20 protein-coding genes and 1 pseudogene are annotated in these 19,026 nt (G+C 37.3%); 9 read left to right on the forward strand and 12 right to left on the reverse strand.

What is annotated here, in order from left to right; translation table 11 throughout:
• The first annotated feature begins 11 nt into the window (after positions 1-11).
• From EA365_11535 to EA365_11545, 3 genes are all read left to right on the forward strand, one after another.
• Positions 12-824 carry an inositol monophosphatase gene (locus EA365_11535; protein TVQ43800.1) on the forward strand — a complete coding sequence of 271 codons (813 nt, stop codon included), beginning with the start codon at positions 12-14 and terminating at the stop codon, positions 822-824.
• 76 nt (positions 825-900) lie between these two features.
• Complete coding sequence (locus tag EA365_11540) at positions 901-1,869, forward strand: hypothetical protein (protein TVQ43801.1); 969 nt, start codon at positions 901-903, stop codon at positions 1,867-1,869.
• 57 nt (positions 1,870-1,926) lie between these two features.
• Positions 1,927-2,742, forward strand: a complete 816-nt coding sequence (locus EA365_11545; protein TVQ43802.1) for an inositol monophosphatase — start codon at positions 1,927-1,929, stop codon at positions 2,740-2,742.
• Here the strand turns inward: EA365_11545 and EA365_11550 are convergent.
• The 3 genes and pseudogenes from EA365_11550 to EA365_11560 form a co-directional block, all read right to left on the reverse strand.
• Positions 2,731-3,288 (reverse strand): annotated as a pseudogene (locus EA365_11550) (Uma2 family endonuclease). The gene EA365_11545 and the pseudogene EA365_11550 sit on opposite strands and share 12 nt — an antisense overlap.
• Positions 3,288-3,974 (reverse strand): twin-arginine translocase subunit TatC, encoded by a 687-nt coding sequence (gene tatC, locus EA365_11555; protein TVQ43833.1) that lies wholly within the window; start codon positions 3,972-3,974, stop codon positions 3,288-3,290. Before tatC ends, EA365_11550 begins: the two are co-directional and overlap by 1 nt.
• A gap of 90 nt (positions 3,975-4,064) precedes the next feature.
• Positions 4,065-4,721 carry a DUF4230 domain-containing protein gene (locus tag EA365_11560; protein TVQ43803.1) on the reverse strand — a complete coding sequence of 219 codons (657 nt, stop codon included), beginning with the start codon at positions 4,719-4,721 and terminating at the stop codon, positions 4,065-4,067.
• 94 nt (positions 4,722-4,815) lie between these two features.
• On the opposite strand from EA365_11560, the gene EA365_11565 reads away from it, so the two are divergent.
• Positions 4,816-5,631, forward strand: coding sequence for a tetratricopeptide repeat protein (locus EA365_11565; GenBank protein TVQ43804.1), 816 nt, complete (start codon positions 4,816-4,818; stop codon positions 5,629-5,631).
• A 5-nt stretch (positions 5,632-5,636) separates the two neighbouring features.
• Complete coding sequence (locus tag EA365_11570; protein ID TVQ43805.1) at positions 5,637-5,846, forward strand: type II toxin-antitoxin system HicB family antitoxin; 210 nt, start codon at positions 5,637-5,639, stop codon at positions 5,844-5,846.
• A 439-nt stretch (positions 5,847-6,285) separates the two neighbouring features.
• Here the strand turns inward: EA365_11570 and EA365_11575 are convergent, their stop codons facing one another.
• The 3 genes from EA365_11575 to EA365_11585 are packed head-to-tail and all read right to left on the reverse strand — an operon-like array spanning position 6,286 to position 9,183.
• Positions 6,286-7,818, reverse strand: a complete 1,533-nt coding sequence (locus tag EA365_11575) for an FAD-binding oxidoreductase (GenBank protein TVQ43806.1) — start codon at positions 7,816-7,818, stop codon at positions 6,286-6,288.
• A 49-nt stretch (positions 7,819-7,867) separates the two neighbouring features.
• On the reverse strand, positions 7,868-8,965 hold the full coding sequence (locus tag EA365_11580; protein ID TVQ43807.1) for an ArsA family ATPase: 1,098 nt from the start codon (positions 8,963-8,965) through the stop codon (positions 7,868-7,870).
• 32 nt (positions 8,966-8,997) lie between these two features.
• Complete coding sequence (locus EA365_11585; GenBank protein TVQ43808.1) at positions 8,998-9,183, reverse strand: DUF2862 domain-containing protein; 186 nt, start codon at positions 9,181-9,183, stop codon at positions 8,998-9,000.
• A gap of 563 nt (positions 9,184-9,746) precedes the next feature.
• Between EA365_11585 and EA365_11590 the strand changes: the two genes are divergently transcribed.
• Complete coding sequence (locus EA365_11590; GenBank protein TVQ43809.1) at positions 9,747-9,968, forward strand: hypothetical protein; 222 nt, start codon at positions 9,747-9,749, stop codon at positions 9,966-9,968.
• Between the two features lie 8 nt (positions 9,969-9,976).
• Here EA365_11590 and EA365_11595 read toward each other — a convergent pair whose 3' ends face one another.
• A complete protein-coding gene (locus EA365_11595; GenBank protein ID TVQ43810.1) occupies positions 9,977-10,942 on the reverse strand; it encodes a hypothetical protein in 966 nt (321 codons plus the stop codon).
• Between the two features lie 82 nt (positions 10,943-11,024).
• Between EA365_11595 and EA365_11600 the strand changes: the two genes are divergently transcribed.
• The 3 genes from EA365_11600 (at position 11,025) to EA365_11610 (ending at position 13,714) form a co-directional block, all read left to right on the forward strand.
• On the forward strand, positions 11,025-12,080 hold the full coding sequence (locus tag EA365_11600; GenBank protein ID TVQ43834.1) for a dipeptide epimerase: 1,056 nt from the start codon (positions 11,025-11,027) through the stop codon (positions 12,078-12,080).
• Positions 12,064-13,089, forward strand: a complete 1,026-nt coding sequence (locus tag EA365_11605; GenBank protein TVQ43811.1) for a DUF1611 domain-containing protein — start codon at positions 12,064-12,066, stop codon at positions 13,087-13,089. Before EA365_11600 ends, EA365_11605 begins: the two co-directional genes overlap by 17 nt.
• A gap of 64 nt (positions 13,090-13,153) precedes the next feature.
• The gene (locus EA365_11610) at positions 13,154-13,714 is read left to right on the forward strand and encodes a hypothetical protein (GenBank protein TVQ43812.1); all 561 of its coding nucleotides are present in this window, start codon (positions 13,154-13,156) and stop codon (positions 13,712-13,714) included.
• 45 nt (positions 13,715-13,759) lie between these two features.
• On the opposite strand, the gene EA365_11615 is transcribed toward EA365_11610, so the two are convergent.
• From EA365_11615 to EA365_11635, 5 genes are all read right to left on the reverse strand, one after another.
• Positions 13,760-15,142: a hypothetical protein gene (locus EA365_11615; protein TVQ43813.1), complete on the reverse strand. Its 1,383-nt coding sequence runs from the start codon at positions 15,140-15,142 to the stop codon at positions 13,760-13,762.
• An 85-nt stretch (positions 15,143-15,227) separates the two neighbouring features.
• Positions 15,228-16,031 (reverse strand): cobalamin biosynthesis protein CobQ, encoded by an 804-nt coding sequence (locus EA365_11620; GenBank protein TVQ43814.1) that lies wholly within the window; start codon positions 16,029-16,031, stop codon positions 15,228-15,230.
• Positions 16,031-16,831, reverse strand: coding sequence for a septum site-determining protein MinD (gene minD, locus EA365_11625; GenBank protein TVQ43815.1), 801 nt, complete (start codon positions 16,829-16,831; stop codon positions 16,031-16,033). Before minD ends, EA365_11620 begins: the two co-directional genes overlap by 1 nt.
• On the reverse strand, positions 16,828-17,631 hold the full coding sequence (gene minC / locus EA365_11630) for a septum site-determining protein MinC (GenBank protein TVQ43816.1): 804 nt from the start codon (positions 17,629-17,631) through the stop codon (positions 16,828-16,830). Before minC ends, minD begins: the two co-directional genes overlap by 4 nt.
• The gene (locus EA365_11635) at positions 17,628-18,944 is read right to left on the reverse strand and encodes a four-carbon acid sugar kinase family protein (GenBank protein ID TVQ43817.1); all 1,317 of its coding nucleotides are present in this window, start codon (positions 18,942-18,944) and stop codon (positions 17,628-17,630) included. Before EA365_11635 ends, minC begins: the two co-directional genes overlap by 4 nt.
• Between the last annotated feature and the right edge of the window lie 82 nt (positions 18,945-19,026).

Raw genomic sequence — 19,026 nt, forward strand, 5'->3', positions numbered from 1 at the left:
TTACAAAAAATATGTCTCTAAACCAATTCTGGACAGAAATACTCGATTTTACAGAAAATCTTACTAAAGAAGTAGGCGATCGCTTAGTCTTAGACTTTGGTAAACTAACTCCTGAACGTAAAAGCGATGGAACATTGGTTACTCAAGCAGATAAATGGTCAGATCAAGTAATTAGAGAGGCGATCGCTGCTAAATTCCCAACCCATGGTGTCTTAACCGAAGAAACAGAGCATATTTTCCCCCAACAGGATTGGTGTTGGATTGTCGATCCCATTGATGGAACAACCAACTTTACTAGAGGTATCCCGATTTGGGGAATATCCCTAGGGTTACTTTATCAAGGTACTCCTGTTTTTGGTTTAGTACATTTCCCTCAAATTCAACAAACCTTTCACGGTTATTGGTATGGTAAGACTAATTTAACAGGACCTGTGGGAGCATATCTCAATCACCAACCAATCCACACTAGTAGTGATTCCCCTAGTCAAAATCATATATTTAACCTTTGTGCGCGTAGTACGTCTATACTGAAAAACCCCTTTCCCTGTAAAATTCGTCTGATTGGGGTAGCTAGTTATAATATCTTATTAGTAGCTTGTGGTGCTGCACTAGGCGGAGTAGAAGCTACCCCCAAAATTTGGGATATAGCAGCGGTTTGGGCGATTCTGCAAGCAGCAGGAGGCTGTTTTACCTTACTTAATCCTGAATCTAATTTCCCTTTAGAAGTAGGTAAAAACTATCGTCAAGTTAATTTTCCCTGTTTAACTACTAGTAATGCTGAGTTAGTTTCGGTATTTAAACCTAAGATTTCAAGTATCTATTGAAACTTGCAGATTGACATATTACTTAAAATATGCTCTAATAGCCCTTAAAATTATTGATTTTTCTTAAGTAAAACTTATGATTCAAACTAAACTACTTGTACATATTGCTTTTCACTATAACCCAGATAGAGAACAATATCTCTTCAAAGTCCTAGAAAACTTTAAAAATTATGAAATTAGCGATATCCACGTAATTATTGATACTAACACTGAAGAGACTAAAGAAAAACTCCAAGACTTTTTAGATACTCTTCCTTTCACTGTAGATATACATACTCACTTAAATTTAGATCACCCTTTTAATTTGACTTGGACTCATCGAGAACATATGTTAAAACATGTGGAAGACTACGATGTATTTATGTATATAGAAGATGATATTTTAATACCTTGGATTGCTTTTAAGGGGTGGTTAGCAGAAAATGAGGCAGTTTATAAAACTGGCAAAATAAGAGGTTTTCTCAGAGTAGAAAATCCTAATGGTGATAAACTTTATGCCGCAGATTATAGACAACCAATGCCCGCTCCAGTGATTTGGACTATAGGAAGTCAATATTATTTTTCTCCTTTGAGACCTTATCACGCCTGCTGGGTTTATAGTAGAATACAAATGCAGGAATTTATTAAAACTCAAGCATGGATAGATGGCAATACAGGTGCAGGAGGTATCAGAGAGAAAGCAGCATCGGGAATGATGTGGGTTTATAAATTTTATCACCGTCTAGTTTTGCCTATCAATAGTGATGGCACTTTTCCCGAAGAAGTGTTTATTTATCACTTACCTAATAATTATTCTACAGATCCTAATACTTCTTTTGCTAAAACTTCTACTGAAGAATTATTTCAAGGAAAAATAAAATATAAGAACTCTTTTGATGGATTCATGACTTATTATCATCAACTTATACAAGAAAAATATTTGAAAATCATTAAGTCCTATTTTATTAAAATGTATCAATTAGTAGTACCAAAAAAAGTACGAGAATATTTTAAACAATTATTACCTGAATCATTAGTCACTAAATTGTCTGTAGTGAGAAGATGATCATAAAGGTTTAATTTTTTGTTACACCTTTCTGAGTATTAACTCGTTACAAAAAATATGTCTCTAAACCAATTCTGGACAGAAATACTCGATTTTACAGAAAATCTTACTAAAGAAGTAGGCGATCGCTTAGTCTTAGACTTTGGTAAACTAACTCCTGAACGTAAAAGCGATGGAACATTGGTTACTCAAGCAGATAAATGGTCAGATCAAGTAATTAGAGAGGCGATCGCTGCTAAATTCCCAACCCATGGTGTCTTAACCGAAGAAACAGAGCATATTTTCCCCCAACAGGATTGGTGTTGGATTGTCGATCCCATTGATGGAACAACCAACTTTACTAGAGGTATCCCGATTTGGGGAATATCCCTAGGGTTACTTTATCAAGGTACTCCTGTTTTTGGTTTAGTACATTTCCCTCAAATTCAACAAACCTTTCACGGTTATTGGTATGGTAAGACTAATTTAACAGGACCTGTGGGAGCATATCTCAATCACCAACCAATCCACACTAGTAGTGATTCCCCTAGTCAAAATCATATATTTAACCTTTGTGCGCGTAGTACGTCTATACTGAAAAACCCCTTTCCCTGTAAAATTCGTCTGATTGGGGTAGCTAGTTATAATATCTTATTAGTAGCTTGTGGTGCTGCACTAGGCGGAGTAGAAGCTACCCCCAAAATTTGGGATATAGCAGCGGTTTGGGCGATTCTGCAAGCAGCAGGAGGCTGTTTTACCTTACTTAATCCTGAATCTAATTTCCCTTTAGAAGTAGGTAAAAACTATCGTCAAGTTAATTTTCCCTGTTTAACCACTAGTAATGCTGAGTTAGTTTCGGTATTTAAACCTAAGGTTTTAGAATTACACTATTAACCAACTAAAAATTTCTCTAGCTGTTAATTCTAACTCAATTTCTTTAAGTATTGGGAGAAGATGATTATCTCTAAATAACCTAATCTTTTGTTCAGGAAAAATGACTAAAACTGTTTCTTCTTCTGGAACAATTAACCAACCTAATTGAGTCCCATATTCTGAACAATGTCAAAGATTATCTAATACTTTGGTTTGACTTTGTTGTGGTGATAAAATCTCTATTACCCAATCAGGATTAATTTCAAATCGGTTAGCTATTTTTCCTTTTTCAGTTAAAGGAATTCTTGGCCATTTAAATACGGCTACATCAGGAACTAAAGAACGTCCCCCAAAAGTACAACGCAACTCAGGAAAAGTATAAGCTATTTTAAATGGTTTAGCTATTTGATTGATGTGGGATACTAATTCACATTGAATAAGGCTATGTTCTCCTTGGGGCATGAATTTTGGCTCTATTTTCCCATTGACAAATTCCTGGGCAGGTTTAGTTTCAGGAAGTAGTAAAAAATCTTCTAAACTTAAATCAGATTGTACTTTAATAACCATTACTTACCCATTAATCTAACTACCCCGATTCCGCCAAAATATAAGCCTAATACTGCTCCAGCTAAGAGAGATTGGGTCAGAGGATCGGTAGAAGGAGTTAAAATAGCTCCTATGACTAAAGAGCCAACTATAACTATACGCCAACCTTTGAGCATTTGTTGAGAAGAAACAATCCCTAATGCACCTAAAAGAGATTGAATGACGGGAATTTGAAAAGCTAAACCTGTACTAAATAATAACAACAAAACGAACTTAAAATATTTATCAATAGACCATAATTGCTCAACTACATCAGCTCCATAATTAATAAAAAATTGTAAAGCAGCAGGAATCAAAGCTACATAAGCAAAGACAATGCCTGCAATAAACAAAATTGTAGAACCAAATACCACAGGAGCAATTAAACGACGTTCTCGACGGGTTAACCCTGGTAAAACAAATTGAGTAATCTGGTAGAGAATAAAGGGACTAGCTACGAGTATCCCACTATAACCTGCTACTTGGATAGAAACAAAGAAATACTCACCTGGTGCTAGTTGTAAAAATTTTACACCATCTGCTGGGAGTTGGAGTAATTGCACGATGGGTTTAACAAAAATAAAACAACCAATACAACCAATTACTACTGCTATTAAAGCAGCAAAAATGCGCATACGCAATTCTTCGAGATGATCAAATAAAGACATTTCTGCTTCATCTGGTATCTCGTTAAGATATTGATCTAAATCTTGTTTAGGAGCGGTTTTCACTTGTAGATTAAGGATAAGATTGTTAAATTATCTTACCATTCTAACATTACAAGCACTTTTAGAAGGTTCTTGGGTCTTAACAGTGATATTCTCATGTCCGGCACTTTCTAATAATTGAGTAACTACTACTTGGGTTTCTAGATTAGCTTGAGTCAGGATGCCACGCTGACAAGCACTAGCTACGATTCGATCAAGTGCGCGTCTTTGTGCTTGGGATTGCAATTCAGGGGCTAAATCTGGTCCTAAAGCCAAAAAACCACGGTGATAGTGATAAACTTGCGATCGCTTAACATCGATTTTGCTGTCTAAAATTTCTGGTGGTGGTAGAATAATCTCTAAACCAGTTTCGGTTTGTTGAAGATGTTCGGGTTTTAATTCAGCTAAATTAATTCCCGCGCGTACTTCTCCTTGGGCTAAATAGATTAATTCTGTTCTCCCTACGACAAATTGACCTAGAGTTCTTTCTGCTTTAGTAGGAATCAAGGACTCTGTGGTAAAAATAACTGTACTGAGTTGACTAACTTGACGTAATTGTTCAATAATCAGGGATGAGTTGTCCACCTCTATTGTGGTGATTGGTTGTAAGTTAGTCAGGAAAAACTCTCGCCAACGCTGATTGAATTGCCAACAACCAATTAGTAATAAGGTAGTGAAAATAGCCAGACCGCGCAACTGGGATTTCATAAATTTTAATCAGAAATTAATCTTTAATCATAATCATACCGTTTAAAATTGAAAATGTAGAGATAGTAATTATACTTAAAAAAATACCTAAATTATGAATTCGCAACAATCAAACTCTCAGGATTATTGGTATTGGTATTATCAAGGTAAGAGACAAGAAGATAGAGAAGCTTATGAAGAGGCGATCACTTCTTATGAACAAGCTATTAGTATCCGTAGTGATGACTATTGGGTTTGGTATCGTCTAGCTAATGTTTTATATGGTTTAGAACGCTATGAGGAGGTTATCACTAGTTTAGACCAAGCTTTAGGGATTCGTACTCAGGATTATTGGGCTTGGTATTATCGAGGTTGCGTCGCTTTAGAAGATTTAGACGAATATCAAGAAGCTTTAGTTAGCTTTAAACAGGCATTACAACAACGACCTCAAGATTATTGGACTTGGTATCGACTCGGTGACACCTATCGTCAATTAGGAGAATATACCGAAGCCATAGCTAGTTATCAACAAAGTCTTGATCAACGACCTCAAGATTATTGGGCGTGGTATCGTCAGGGTGACGCTTATTTACGTTCTGGTAATTATGAAGAGGCGATAAAATGTTATAAAAATGCCCTAGCTGTAGAAGCCCAAGATTTCTGGGCTTGGTCTAAATCTGGCGATGCTTGGCGTTATCTCGGGGATTATCTTCAAGGAATTAGATGTTATCAAAAAGCTCTTGCCGTTAAGCCAGAGGATGAGTATAATTGGTATAATCAGGCTTGCTGTGCAGCTAAAATACAACAAGTAGAATTAGCGGTTGATTGTTTACGTAAGGCGATCGCTATTAATCCCCATAATCGTGATTTAGCGCAAACAGATCCTGATTTTCTTTTAATCCGCGCTGAACCGCTTTTTCAAGCTATCTAAATATTATGATTGTCAAAGCCAGATTAGAATGGGACGAAGACATGAAGCATTTTATAGCTATTTGTCCTGATTTAAATCATCTATCTTCTTCGGGAAAAACTGAGGAGGAAGCGATAGAAAACCTGCAAGAAATGATAAAAAATGTCTTAAACTCTCTTCCAGATAACTTATTTTATGATAGTAAAAATCTTCAAGAAGTAAAAGTTATTCTATGAAAAAATTAATTATTCTGGTTAGTTCTTTATTTATTTCCACACAATCTGTTTTAGCTATTCCTGAATTTAGATAACAACAAATCCAAGGAGGTCGTCAACTCAGTAGTTATGCTTATACTGATCCTGCATCAGGATCTCTAGTGTATCTCTATTTTGTCGCTTTAGAACAAGACTTTGTTGAGATTGGAGGACCTGGTGTACCCTTGATTGTTTTCGCGGGAATACCAGCAGAAGCCTGAGTAGCTATAGAAGAAGAAGTTGAGCAAAATAACTCATGGTCAGATCTTGAAGCTACAGCGGAATATTACGAAACTTTATCTCGAATATCAGCTATGTCTCACGAAACTAGTATGAAAATTCTCCACAATATCGGAGGTGGTTGGTGTTATAGTTATGAACCTGATTGTTATTAATCAGCTTCGTTTAACTCGCTATGACGTTATAAATCATGGTCTTTTCCTGCGCCATATTGCCAAGCATCTAATTGACGATGATAGAGATATTGTTGACGTGGGGTAAGATATTTTACTAAAGGAGATAAACTCTCTCCTAGAGGATATAAACCAGTATATAAAGCTAAATTCAGATAATGCCAACTCCAATCAACTAGACTAGGTAACCCTACTTGGGGAATAATCGGTAAAACTAATTTAGGATTGACTAAGGGTAAGGTTTTGGCTAAACCCGAAAATTGTACCACGTCTTTTAAAAAGGGTTTGAGTACATCTTCTCCTAATTTATCCATACTTTGAAATACTCCACTCATCAGTTGATTAATTTGTGAGGGAGATATTTCTTGGTTGACTCTGACACTCATCGCGCGTTGAAATAACCAAGTCACCGAGAGATTAGGTTGATAGGGTTGTAACCAAGCTAAATCACTTCGATTCAAAGCGTCTATTTCTAACGCTTCATTGATACCCAAGCTTAAACGTTTGAGATGTCGTAACATCGACCCAAATCCACCAAAACTGACGGGAGATTGCGCACCGCTACTATCTCCTATAAATAAAATACGATGCCAAGGACTTTGTAAAGGACTAGCTTGATAAGCGGGAAAAAAACCAAACAAAAAGCGTTTAAAATCTAGTTGAGATAATTCTAGCTGTTGATATTCAGGTAAGAGACGCAAATATTCTGCCATCAGAAATTCTAAACTAAATCGAGCAGGATCAGCGTCTAGATAAGTAAATAAATAGGTAGTTCTTCCGTCTCGCGCGGGAAATGCTTCCCAAAAGTACTGACATTGATTTTGAATAGGTGTAATCGAAGCGATTAAATCTCCTGTTTGGTTTTGAGGATAATTTTGAGCACAACTTCCTACTACTAAACAAACTCCCTGGGGTTTTTCTCCCTGTCTGCTTTGTTGAGCGATCGGGGAAAAATGTCCCATTACATCTAGGAGTAAACGGGTTTTTAAAGTGGTGTTACCCGCGGTTATGGCTACACCATTAGGATGAACGATCGCCCTTTGATAAGGGGTATTTTCTAATAATGTTCCCCCCATGGCTAAAAATTTGTCTTTCAGGGTTGCTAACAAAAAAACTGGATCAACCCCTATATTGAGAACATCTTTTACCCAGAGTTCGTAACCTTCATGAAAAGCTATTCTGACTGGATTAAATTCACTAGCGATCGCCTGATCTACTTCTGTTGGAGACAACAAACCCAACTCTAGCAACACATCTAACTCTGATCTTGATACGTTCCATTCCTGTTTTCTTCCCCGTAAAATCCCTCTTTCAACTACAGTAACTCGCCATCCTAATGCTTGTAAAGCTGCGGCTATCATAATTCCTAATGTACCGCCTAAGATTACTACGTCCTGGTCTATTTCTGTTAAACTACTTTGACTAGTGCTAACGGTTTCGGGTTTAGGGAGATTTCCTTGTCTGATGTCTAACCATTTTTGGTCAGATTGGCGTAGATAGGTTAGATATTCTGGTGATAAGATACTCTCTACTAAACTCATTATGTTTATTTAGGTTAACTTTTGTTAACATTTTAACGAAAATTACAGGTCAAAGAGAGATAACTAGATAATTATGTTCAAATTTAGCACCTTTAACGGGTTTACCAGCCAGAGGAGTAGGTAAGAGAAGGTTATGACGTTGATCTCCCGCGTCGATAGTGATTTCTGGTCCTGATTGACTTAATTTGACTTGTTTCTTGTTAAAACCTGGTAAGAATACCCGCACTTCTTTAGCGTTGATATCTATCTTAACGGGTAGGGGTGCGTGTCGAGTGGTTTGTAAATCTGGTAAAGCGTCGCTAATTACTGTTAAATCATTGGTATTGGTATGAGGAATATCTGTAAAACTTAATGGCTCGAATAATTCTTGTATCTCAGGCGTGATACCACGTTGATTGAGTAAGACTCCTGCTACGGTTAAACCCACTTGTTGGGCTGATCCCCAGAGAGATTGTGCTCTATCTATAGCTTCTGGTTGAGAGTCTATCACTAAATAAGCAGAGATACGCTGAGGATCTGCTAAAGCTGCCATTCCATCGGTTAGAATTTGATTAGCACGGTTATTCGGCTCAGGAGCAAAGTTATCAAAACTCCAAGATACGTTGAGAATAGTTGCGGTAATAGGTTGAATAAAGGGTGATAAAGCCTTACCTAGGTCAGATTCGGTAATTAGTTTGCGAAAACGTCGAAAATACCAACTGAGAATCTCAGGTATAGCGAACATCCGAATGGTGTGAAAACTATCGATACCATCATAGATGATAATATCATAGTCTCCACTAGCATCATACTCCCGCAAAGCGTTAAGAGCAAGAGCTTCATCCATTCCTGGTAAGATCCCCAACTCTTGACCATAGACGTTATTTAAGATGGGGGAACGTAGATACTGCTTTTCTAGTGCTTTGAGTTCATCCCAAGCTTTTTCTAGTAATAAAGTAGCAGCTAATTGTACTACCTTGAGATTAGGTTCAATAGCTTGGGGTTCAAGATTAGGAGTGATTCCTAAAGCTTTACTCCAAGTTGGGTCAACTCCTTGTCCTACAAATAGCACACGGCTACCCTGGAGAGCGAGTTTATGAGCAGCGGCGATCGCTATAGTTGTACGACCACTACCACCTTTACCTAAAAAAGTCAGAATCCGTGCCATCTTACTATTCCCTATTGTCTGCTTAAACCATTTTAGTCTATGGCTTTGATTTCGTCTTCAAAAAACCAAATAGAAGTATTGTCGTCAAATTTGACTATAACTCCTACTCCGCTACCATCGGTCATTTTATAACGTTCGATAGTACCGACTTTCCCTAGTTTATCACTAGCTTGCTTGTCTCTGAGACGATATACTTTAACTTTTTGCCCGATTTCCATACCCTTTCACTTAATCACACGATAAACCATAATCAGTTTAACTGATACTGAGACTCTTAGACTGTTTTTTTTCTTAAACTCGGAACAAAGGTGTTGGGGGTGTAGGGGCGATCATGCTTGCGCCCTAGGGGGTGGGGAGAATGGAGAATGAAGAATTCCTAACCCCGAATGGTGATAAGCAAATTTTAGATATCCTAGGGTGGATTATAATTTGTCAATGTAGGGTACATTTTTCCTAGGAGCGCCGTAACCCACCTTATAAAGATTGGGTTCTTGCGTACATAGTATGCTGGTTTATCATTATAAGCCTTACTGGGCAAGGGCTGAAAGCTAAACTGTTAATAACTAATTAAACAACCGCCCAGTAAGGCTTTTCTCTATTTTCAGCATACCAAGTACGGAAGAGCCGAGAGTCTTGAGATGAACAATAAAAAGTTTTGGCAATTTTCTTCTAATAAGGGAGGTTATACTCTTTTTTTCATTAGTATTCTTGTTCTTTTGTATTCAGTTCATTTTTAGCACAACAACAAAGAGAGTTAAGATTATTTTTTCAGGGATTATTTTTGTTAAATTGTTTATTGGCTATTAAAACTTTTGGAGGTTGGAATTTAACAGAGGCTATCGCCATATCTCAATGGTTAGCTAATCAAGGAGTAAAATACCTTGAACAACCCCTGAGTATAAGGGATGAATCCAATTTAGCTCAATTGCACCAAGAATCACCCTTACCTATCTATATAGATGAAATTTGTTGTAATAATCAGGATTTATTCCTTTATCTTTAACTTAACAATCAGCAATCATAACCTAAATCAGACAAATTATAACCAATTAACTCACTTGTTTTTTGATTACTTTCCTTATACATATCTTGACAATATTCTTCAATTATCCCTTTCAAACGCTTTTCTGCTTGAACATGCATCCTTTCAGGTATTAAATTTTGTACTAAAGGAGTTAATTTTGTGACTATTTTACGTCTTATTAACTGTTCTTTCCCAATTTTATAAGGTTGATAGAATATTCTGTTCATTATTCTTTTAATTTCTATTGTTCCTGATTTCAGTTTTTCATTTATATATTTTTCATTAGCTAATATTTCTATTTCCTTTATATTTGCATCTATTTCAACAAAATTAATTATCTTAATAAGACATTCTTTTTTATTTTTTACAAACACCTCAAAAGGAAGAAATAAAACATTGTTTTTTCCAAACTTAGTTTGATAATATTCAATTATTTGATCATATTTATACACAGAAACATCTATACCAAGATTGAGTCTCCCACCTGATTTTATTCCTAGAAATTCTTCTAAAGTTGAACTGTAATTAATTCCTAGTTTAATTATCTGATTATACAAAGAAAAAATAGCTGCCTTTTGTTCACGTATTAGACATAATATTTTGCCATTAGGAAAAACTTGATAAATCCTATCCGCGGTCATTTTATAATAGCCTTGTTTAAATATAGGAAATACAAAGCATTCATTTGACAATACATAAACCATATTTAATAAATTACTTTGTTTTATACAAGAATTCAACTCTTGGTAAACTAATTCTGAGTTAAAATCAACATCACTTTGATCAACAAAATATTTTAATGCTTGCATATCTCCTCTTGGATCATTTTCGATTTTAGAAAATGGGGAAAAAGGTGTAAACCCTAAATTTTCATTACTAAATACAGTTTTTTGCAGCCAAGTAGAAGCAGTTTTAGGATAGCCGATATGAATCAGTATTTTATTATCCGTCATTATTTTAACCAGGTCTTACTTACAATAAATTTTGAGACACTATCGATAGTACCATAAAATGGTTATTGTGGTTAAAATAGCAATGCAAATATCTTTTGAATTATTCACAGTTAATAAACGCTTTCCTCTGACCATTAGTCGCGGTACAACCGCAGCATCTACTAATATTTGGTTACGTCTAGAAGCAGAAGGAATCTCAGGGTGGGGAGAAGCTTCGAGTTTTTCTCTTTCTCCTAGTCACAAGTACACCACACCAGAATTAATCTCACAATTACAGACAATCTCCACTCAATTAGAAAAATTTCACCCCTTAGAAAGACAAAAAATTCACCAATTTTTGAGCACCATAGCTATTACTTCACCAGTTAAAGCAGCTATTGATGTAGCCTTACAAGACTGGTTAGGCAAAAGTTTAGCTATGCCATTATGGCGTTTATGGGGACTAGATGTAGAAACAATCCCACAACTTTCCCTAACCATTGGGATTAGTACTCCAGAATTAGCCCAAGCAAGACTCAAAAATTGGCAAACAATCCTAGATATACCGATAATTAAAGTAAAAATGGGTAATCCTGACGGTATAGCAGCCGATAAAGCGATGTTTCTCGCCATTAGAGCATTAGCACCCTCCACCCCAATAACCGTAGATGCTAATGGAGGTTGGCAATTAACAGAAGCGATCGCCATGTCGCAATGGTTAGCTAATCAAGGGGTAGAATACCTCGAACAACCCCTAAGTACAAAGGATGAATCCGATTTAGCTAAATTGCACCAAGAATCACCCTTACCTATTTTTGTAGATGAAAGCTGTTGTAATAGCACTGATTTACTGAGGTTAGCTCCCTATATCGATGGAGTTAATTTAAAACTAATGAAAACAGGTGGTTTAACCGAAATCATGAATATGATTCAAATAGCAAAAACTCTTGATAAACAAATTATGTATGGGTGCTATTCTGATAGTAGCCTAGCTAATACCGCCATGTCTCATTTAGCTCCTCTAGTAGATTATCTAGACTTAGATAGTCACCTTAATTTAACTGATGATCCTTTTGTAGGAGCAACGGTAAAAGCAGGTAAATTAATACCCCCAGATTTACCTGGTTTAGGAGTTAAACATCGTGGAAATCAAAACTAACCATAGAGTGGCTATTCTACTGCATGAAGGCATAATCAATAATGGTGGCAAAACGGGACTATCCTACCTTCGTTATGGTTTAGCTTCTACAGTAGCAGTGATTGACTATCAAACAGCGGGAGAATCCCTAGCAGAGTTAACAGGAATTAATCTAGATATCCCCATAGTTAAAAATGTAGAAGCAGCTTTAGCTTACTCCCCAGAGATTTTAATCATTGGTATTGCACCCTCTGGAGGAAGTTTATCCCCTGATTGGCAACAAGAGATAGAAATAGCGATAAAACAGGGATTATCTATCGCTAATGGTTTACATACACCCATTGTCTCGGAACTTAATTTACTCCCTCATCAATGGATTTGGAATATTCGTCAACCACCAGCCGATTTAACCATCGGCAAAGCACGCGCAGGATTACTTAAAGCCAAAAGAATACTAGCTGTAGGGACTGATATGGGTGTCGGTAAGATGTCCACTGGGTTAGAATTAAATAAGGCAGCTCAACAACAGGGGTTAAAGAGTAAATTTTTGGCAACAGGACAAGGTGGTATCTTAATTACTGGTACAGGAATACCCCTAGATGGTATTAAGGTTGATTTTGCAGCAGGTGCAGTAGAACAAATGGTGATAAGTTACCCTGATTATGACTGCTTATTTATTGAGGGTCAAGGTTCTCTACTTCATCCTGGATCTACCGCTACTTTACCCCTTATCCGTGGGAGTCAACCTACTTCTTTAATTTTAGTACATCGCGCAGGTCAAACTGCAATTAAAGATATCCCCGAAGTGTTGATACCTCCTCTACCTGAAGTGATTAGTTTATACGAAATGGTAGCCAAGGTGGCTAATATCTCTGTTAGTCCTAAAGTGAAAGCGATCGCCCTCAATACCTTTGGTTTAAATACTCAAGAGGCTCAAAAAGCCATAGATTCAGTCACAGAAACCACTAATTTACCCTGTACCGATGTAGTTAGATTTGGTGGCGATTCTTTGTTACCTTATTTAATCTAAATTTTCCGAAATCAAGTTTAATTATATTGTAGCTATAAATAGCTAACCTATTTACCTTAAAACAATGAGCAAGTCATCAAAAAAAATTATCAAACAAAAAATTTACCAAGATTTACTAGCTAAATTGTCTTCTGAGAGTGAAAACTACCCATGGTCTCCTGAAAGTACAGAGGATTACTACGAAAGCTTAGATCCACCCTCTGGAGTAAAAGATTATCTCAAATCTCCCAAAGCTATCCAAAAATCTTCAGATTTCTTTAAGCAAATTCAGGAACTCTACCCCCGCAATCCTGGGGATAAAGTTAAGCAAACATTACTACAACAATTTGGGGAATCAGTACCCTCCACTTGGTTAGAAGCGATCGTTGAACAAATACAAAATAACTATCAGGAGACTTCTTCTCTACTGGATCAACTCATAAATTGTGTTCAACCCTTATTTTCTGACTGGTGTAGTGAAGATTTACAAGTCGTTGTTCGTCCTATCGCTTATCCTATGAGAGGATCACAAGCAATCCCGTCAAAAACCTGGACAGAATTATCCCAATCAGAACAAATTCGTCTCACTTTTACTATTACTAAAGTAGCCTTAGAAACTTATCAACAGCAAAAAAATCCTGAGTAATTAGTATCAAAACCCTGCGATCGCAGGGTCTCATCTAATTCTGTGTTATTCTTCCTCTGAATCAATTATCGGTTCAAAGATAATATTTTTGGGGGAATTATCTATGTGGGAAAATCTCCAGGAGATTCCCTCTGGATCACGACTTTGACTCCAATTAGGAAAATCTGGTGAACCTCTTTTTTTCCTAATAGTACTAGAATTAGTGTTCAACCGTTTAGCTAATTCTACTTGTGTTAAGGGTAAGAGTTTTTTCTCTGAGATTAACTCAGTTTCAGTTTCTTCCTCCGTAGTAGGAGTCTCTGAGATTAACTCAGTTTCAGTTTCTTCTTCAGTAGTAGGAGTCTCTGAGATTAACTCAGTATTAGTCTCTTCTTCACTAGTAGGAGTCTCTGAGATTAACTCAGTATTAGTTTCTTTTTCACTAGTAGGAGTCTCTGGGGTTAACTCAGTAGTAGGAGTTTCTGGGGTTAACTCAGTTTCACTAGTAGGAGTTTCTGGGGTTAACTCAGTTTCACTAGTAGGAGTTTCGGAGATTAACTCAGTATCAGTTTCTTTTTCACTAGTAGGAGTCTCTGAGATTAACTCAGTATTAGTCTCTTCTTCACTAGTAGGAGTCTCTGAGATTAACTCAGTATTAGTTTCTTTTTCACTAGTAGGAGTCTCTGGGGTTAACTCAGTAGTAGGAGTTTCTGGGGTTAACTCAGTTTCACTAGTAGGAGTTTCTGGGGTTAACTCAGTTTCACTAGTAGGAGTTTCGGAGATTAACTCAGTATCAGTTTCTTTTTCACTAGTAGGAGTCTCTGAGATTAACTCAGTATTAGTCTCTTCTTCACTAGTAGGAGTCTCTGAGATTAACTCAGTTTCACTAGTAGGAGTCTCTGAGATTAACTCAGTTTCAGTTTCTTCCTCCGTAGTAGAAGTCTCTGAGATTAACTCAGTCGTGGATATATCTGCAGTATTGGTTGATGGTACTGAATCTGCAGTAAATGCTGACGATTGTGGAGATAATTCTATCTCATCAGACTCTGGTAGAGGCTCGCTATCCTCAAAAATACTTTTAAGTGCATTTGCGGTTAAGAAATAATATCCCGCAACTTTGTGATTAACTTTTTTGCTTTGAGCGCCATATTCTTGGGCTTTTTTAGCTAAAAACTTTTCAGCAGCTGTTGCAGAAAGATTAGCTTTAACAGCTAAATCAATGGGGGTTAAATATCCCTGATGTTCTGTAATTAAAGCGTAAAAAAAGGGATCAATTTGTTGACATTGTTGTTTCCAACGATAAGTTTGCCATAGATTTAAAAGCGCGAGGAAAATAAAGAATAACACTAAATATAACCACGCTTTTAATACTAAGACAACGATTACAGCAATAGGGAAGATCAGAACTAAGGCGCTAGAAACACCTTGATTAAGTACTTTGCCAGTCATATTTTCTGGTTATGAATTAATTCGATAGTAATCAAGAACATTGATATTATTTCTCGATGACAAACGATTTAGATCAAATAATAGTTTATGCTTTATTGAGTCTATTTGTTAAGTTTAATTTATTTAAAACCGTTTCACGAGCTTTGAGGGCTAAAGAATCATCAAGTTTTGTTAAGATAATTTCTGTTTGATACTTTTGTCTAAGTGCGGTTTGAATCAACCAATCAGCGATAAAAGGGTTTTTGGGTAAAAGTGGGCCATGAGCGTAGGTAGCGATCGCCTGACGATAAAAAGCCCCTTCTAAACCATCTTCACCATTATTACCATAGCCTTTAATCACTTGACCAAGAGGTTGTACATCCCCTAAATAAGTACGTCCTCCGTGATTTTCAAAGCCAATAACTAAGGGAGCATCTCCCCAGATAGTAGTTAATTCTTCTGCTAGGGGAGACGCGGTAATGGTAAAAACGATATTACCGATACAACGAGGGGTATTTTCTCCGTGATGTTTACTAGTTAAATCTAATAACCCTAAACCCTCGATTCTGTCTCCTAATTTAGGTTCGTAATAATGTCCGAGAAGTTGGGGAGAACCACAGGTAAATACTCCTGGTGTACCTTGTTCTAGTTTAGCACCTAGGGCATCGGCTTTAGCTCCCTGTAAATCAGCCATAACGATCGCCTGTTGTCTATCTTGCGCACCTCCACCGACGATTAAATCTACTTGTTGGTAGGTTTCGGGGGGTTGTTGTTGGTCTAAATTAATGATAGATACTTGGATGTTGCGCCATTGACAACGACGTTGCAGACAGATAACGTTACCGCGATCGCCATAGGTACTCATCAGGGTAGGATAAAGCCAACCTATGGTTAATTCTAATTGTTTCACTAATCCCCTCGAAAGAAACGACGAATCCGATTAATAATATTATCGTGCATACCGAGTAAGTCTAAGATTGGCACTTTTTCTCCTTCTAGACGTCTAGCGATGTTATTAAAAGCTAAACTCGGGAGAGATTGTTTTTCAGCCAGAATTAGTGGCTCACCGCGGTTACTAGCGACAATTACTCGTTCATCGTCTGGAATCAAACCGATTAGGGGTATAGCAAGTATTTCTAGGATGTCATCTGGAGACATCATATCGTTTACCTGTACCATTTGTGGTTTTAGGCGATTAATAATTAATTGAATACGTTTGATCCCATTAGCTTCTAATAAGCCTATCACGCGATCTGCGTCTCTTACTGAGGCTATTTCAGGGGTTGAGACGATTATTGCTTCTTTTGCTCCTGCGATCGCATTTTGAAACCCGTTTTCTATACCTGCGGGACTATCTACTATAATATAATCAGCTAGATTGCTTAAATTACCGATTAATTCGCGCATTTGGTCGGGTGTTACTGCGTCTTTAGTGCGATTTTGAGCCGCAGGTAACAAAAACAAGTTAGATTGGCGTTTATCTTTAACTAAAGCTTGTTCGAGACGACATTCTCCCTCAATTACTTCTACTGCGGTATAAACGATCCGATTTTCTAAGCCTAAAATTAAGTCTAAATTTCTTAAACCAAAATCTGCATCAACTAGTATAACCTTGCGTCCTAAAGTAGCTAGAGTCATACCTAAATTAGCAGAGACGGTGGTTTTACCCACTCCGCCTTTTCCGGAAGTAACAACAATAATTCGGGTCATTTCTCTTCTGAGTTATCTAGGGTGTTTGTTTCTGAGTCTATCCAACTTTGAGCTTCTGGTACAAAAATATGTGTTTTGGAGAATTTAACCGCTTTGGCGATACAGATGCCTTGTTTTGTGATATAGGCAACTTCTGGCTCGAGTATATCTAGGTGAGCATCTGGTGCTCTTGCCACTAGATCTGCTATCCTTAATTGAGTGGGGTCCATTTTCAGAGCCATAATTCTCGCTCCTCGATTACCTTGAGCACCTGCATGAGCTATCCCTCTTAATATTCCCCATATGACAATATCTCCTTGGGCGATGACAGCACCTCCTGGGTTAAGATCTCCTATAATTACCACGTTACCAGGGTGACGTATTTCTCTACCTGAGCGTATAGTTGTTTCTAAGTATAGCGGTTCAGCTAGAATAGGAGTAGGGGGAACTTCTGCACCTGTAAGAGATTGGGTGGCGAATTGTTGCTCTACGGAATAACCTGCGGTAGCTGCAGCTACTGCGGTTTGACGTCTGCTGGTACACACCCATTTTAAGTCTAGGTGAGCGATCGCTAAACTAGAGGCTAACATTTGCAATTGTCTAGCATCCACGAGAGTATCTTTAGCCATCAGATAAACAATTGTTCCTGATTCCCAACTTCCCTCGCTTCCTTGTAATCGACATTGCAAATCTTGACACAATTCTACCCAATTGAGTTCATCAGTTTGAGGTAAAAATAACAATATTTTGTTCTCTTCACGTTTTAATCTGATTTGTGAGGAACAATTAACAAAAGATATGGAGGATTCTGATGAGTTCATCGCTGCTTTAATCGATGGTAAACTGTAACTAGTGCTTCTTCGCCTCCTACATTACCAGGAAATAAAACTACTGGTAAATCGCGATAGCGGGGGTGTTCTGAAGATGTACGCACCAGAGAACATCCTGGGATAATTTGACCTAATAAGCGGGCTGATTTGAGATTTAAGCCTTTACTGAGGACGTCATTAGAAGTAATCCCACCTTTACTAATTAAAAAACTGATAGTTGTGGGTAATGTCTGTACAATCTCCATGAGTAGAGAGGATACCGTCACACCAAAAGCGAGACGTTCTGTTACACTAGTAAAGGTTATTTCTTCTCTACTAGTATAAATTACAGGTGTTTTGCCTGATTGATGAACTTCGGTTACTTTGGTGATAGTTTCTGTATATAAATCGTTGCGAGATTCGGGATTTTGTTGTAACTTAACTACATCTACTAGAATAGGTACAATATCTGGTTCTTGTAGTAACCTTTCTAGTTGTTGGGTGGTTTTGCTAACGTGAGATCCTACCAGAATTACTCCTGATTCTGCTGTTGGCTTATATTTTCCCATCCCTTCAGGGGGTATAGGTTGGGGTTCTAATTGTGCTAAAGACGTTAATAAACTTGCTGCACTACGGAAGAGAAAGCGCTTTCCGAGTGCAACTGCGCTAAGTATATCTTGGGCGAATTGGTTTAAGTCGGCTTGATTTTCGGCATCTACTACCACGCAAGTATTATTATGTAACTCCAGCAATCTCTCTAAGCTACCTTGACGAATATCTGCGGTTAAAAACCTCACTACTAGCGAGGCTGGTATTCTTCCTTTAGTTTTTTCGGCGACATAATCTGGTAGATAACTATGACTATAAGCAAAAACTGAATCTTGAGCGAATTCTGTCTGATGTACAGGGGTTTCTACTCCATCTACTAACAGATAGTGGATACTATCACGAGTGACTCTCCCTCCCTCAAAAAAAGCAGGAATTAAAAAATGAGCGTCAAAATCACCTAATTTCTCGGCGATAACGTCGGTTTCTATGGGATAATGTCCTCTGAGGGTAGAATCGGAACGACTTACTATTAAAAAATCTTGGATTCCTTCTGCTGCTAAAGCAATTTTGAGGCGATCGCACACTTCGGCGGTGATTTGGGCTGCTTCTACAGGGGGAAGGGCACGAGTATTGGTTAAAATGAAAAATAATGGTGCAGAATCTCTTAACCCTAAACGTAAGGTATCTACATCCCATTGGGTTAATAACAGACAACTATGAACGGTTTGTGAACCTGTAGGATCGTCATCAAGTACAATTATTTTGGGTTTACTCATCTATTATAAAAAGGTATTTTTTCTACGGTATGATTATAACTTAGTGTTAGATAATAAGGAATTATTAGGCTCAAAAATCTGC

The organism is Gloeocapsa sp. DLM2.Bin57 (assembly GCA_007693955.1).
GTDB lineage: Bacteria > Cyanobacteriota > Cyanobacteriia > Cyanobacteriales > Gloeocapsaceae > Gloeocapsa.

What these genes read in the sequence shown, in the direction of transcription:
- EA365_11585 (TVQ43808.1), bottom strand. Translation starts at nt 9,183, where the DNA reads ATGGAAATCGGGCAAAAAGTTAAAGTATATCGTCTCAGAGACAAGCAA.
- EA365_11600 (TVQ43834.1), top strand. Translation starts at nt 11,025, where the DNA reads ATGCAAATATCTTTTGAATTATTCACAGTTAATAAACGCTTTCCTCTG.
- EA365_11615 (TVQ43813.1), bottom strand. Translation starts at nt 15,142, where the DNA reads ATGACTGGCAAAGTACTTAATCAAGGTGTTTCTAGCGCCTTAGTTCTG.
- minC (TVQ43816.1), bottom strand. Translation starts at nt 17,631, where the DNA reads ATGAACTCATCAGAATCCTCCATATCTTTTGTTAATTGTTCCTCACAA.
- EA365_11580 (TVQ43807.1), bottom strand. Translation starts at nt 8,965, where the DNA reads ATGGCACGGATTCTGACTTTTTTAGGTAAAGGTGGTAGTGGTCGTACA.
- EA365_11635 (TVQ43817.1), bottom strand. Translation starts at nt 18,944, where the DNA reads ATGAGTAAACCCAAAATAATTGTACTTGATGACGATCCTACAGGTTCA.
- EA365_11610 (TVQ43812.1), top strand. Translation starts at nt 13,154, where the DNA reads ATGAGCAAGTCATCAAAAAAAATTATCAAACAAAAAATTTACCAAGAT.
- EA365_11565 (TVQ43804.1), top strand. Translation starts at nt 4,816, where the DNA reads ATGAATTCGCAACAATCAAACTCTCAGGATTATTGGTATTGGTATTAT.
- tatC (TVQ43833.1), bottom strand. Translation starts at nt 3,974, where the DNA reads ATGTCTTTATTTGATCATCTCGAAGAATTGCGTATGCGCATTTTTGCT.
- EA365_11535 (TVQ43800.1), top strand. Translation starts at nt 12, where the DNA reads ATGTCTCTAAACCAATTCTGGACAGAAATACTCGATTTTACAGAAAAT.
- EA365_11595 (TVQ43810.1), bottom strand. Translation starts at nt 10,942, where the DNA reads ATGACGGATAATAAAATACTGATTCATATCGGCTATCCTAAAACTGCT.
- minD (TVQ43815.1), bottom strand. Translation starts at nt 16,831, where the DNA reads ATGACCCGAATTATTGTTGTTACTTCCGGAAAAGGCGGAGTGGGTAAA.
- EA365_11560 (TVQ43803.1), bottom strand. Translation starts at nt 4,721, where the DNA reads ATGAAATCCCAGTTGCGCGGTCTGGCTATTTTCACTACCTTATTACTA.
- EA365_11575 (TVQ43806.1), bottom strand. Translation starts at nt 7,818, where the DNA reads ATGAGTTTAGTAGAGAGTATCTTATCACCAGAATATCTAACCTATCTA.
- EA365_11540 (TVQ43801.1), top strand. Translation starts at nt 901, where the DNA reads ATGATTCAAACTAAACTACTTGTACATATTGCTTTTCACTATAACCCA.
- EA365_11545 (TVQ43802.1), top strand. Translation starts at nt 1,927, where the DNA reads ATGTCTCTAAACCAATTCTGGACAGAAATACTCGATTTTACAGAAAAT.
- EA365_11570 (TVQ43805.1), top strand. Translation starts at nt 5,637, where the DNA reads ATGATTGTCAAAGCCAGATTAGAATGGGACGAAGACATGAAGCATTTT.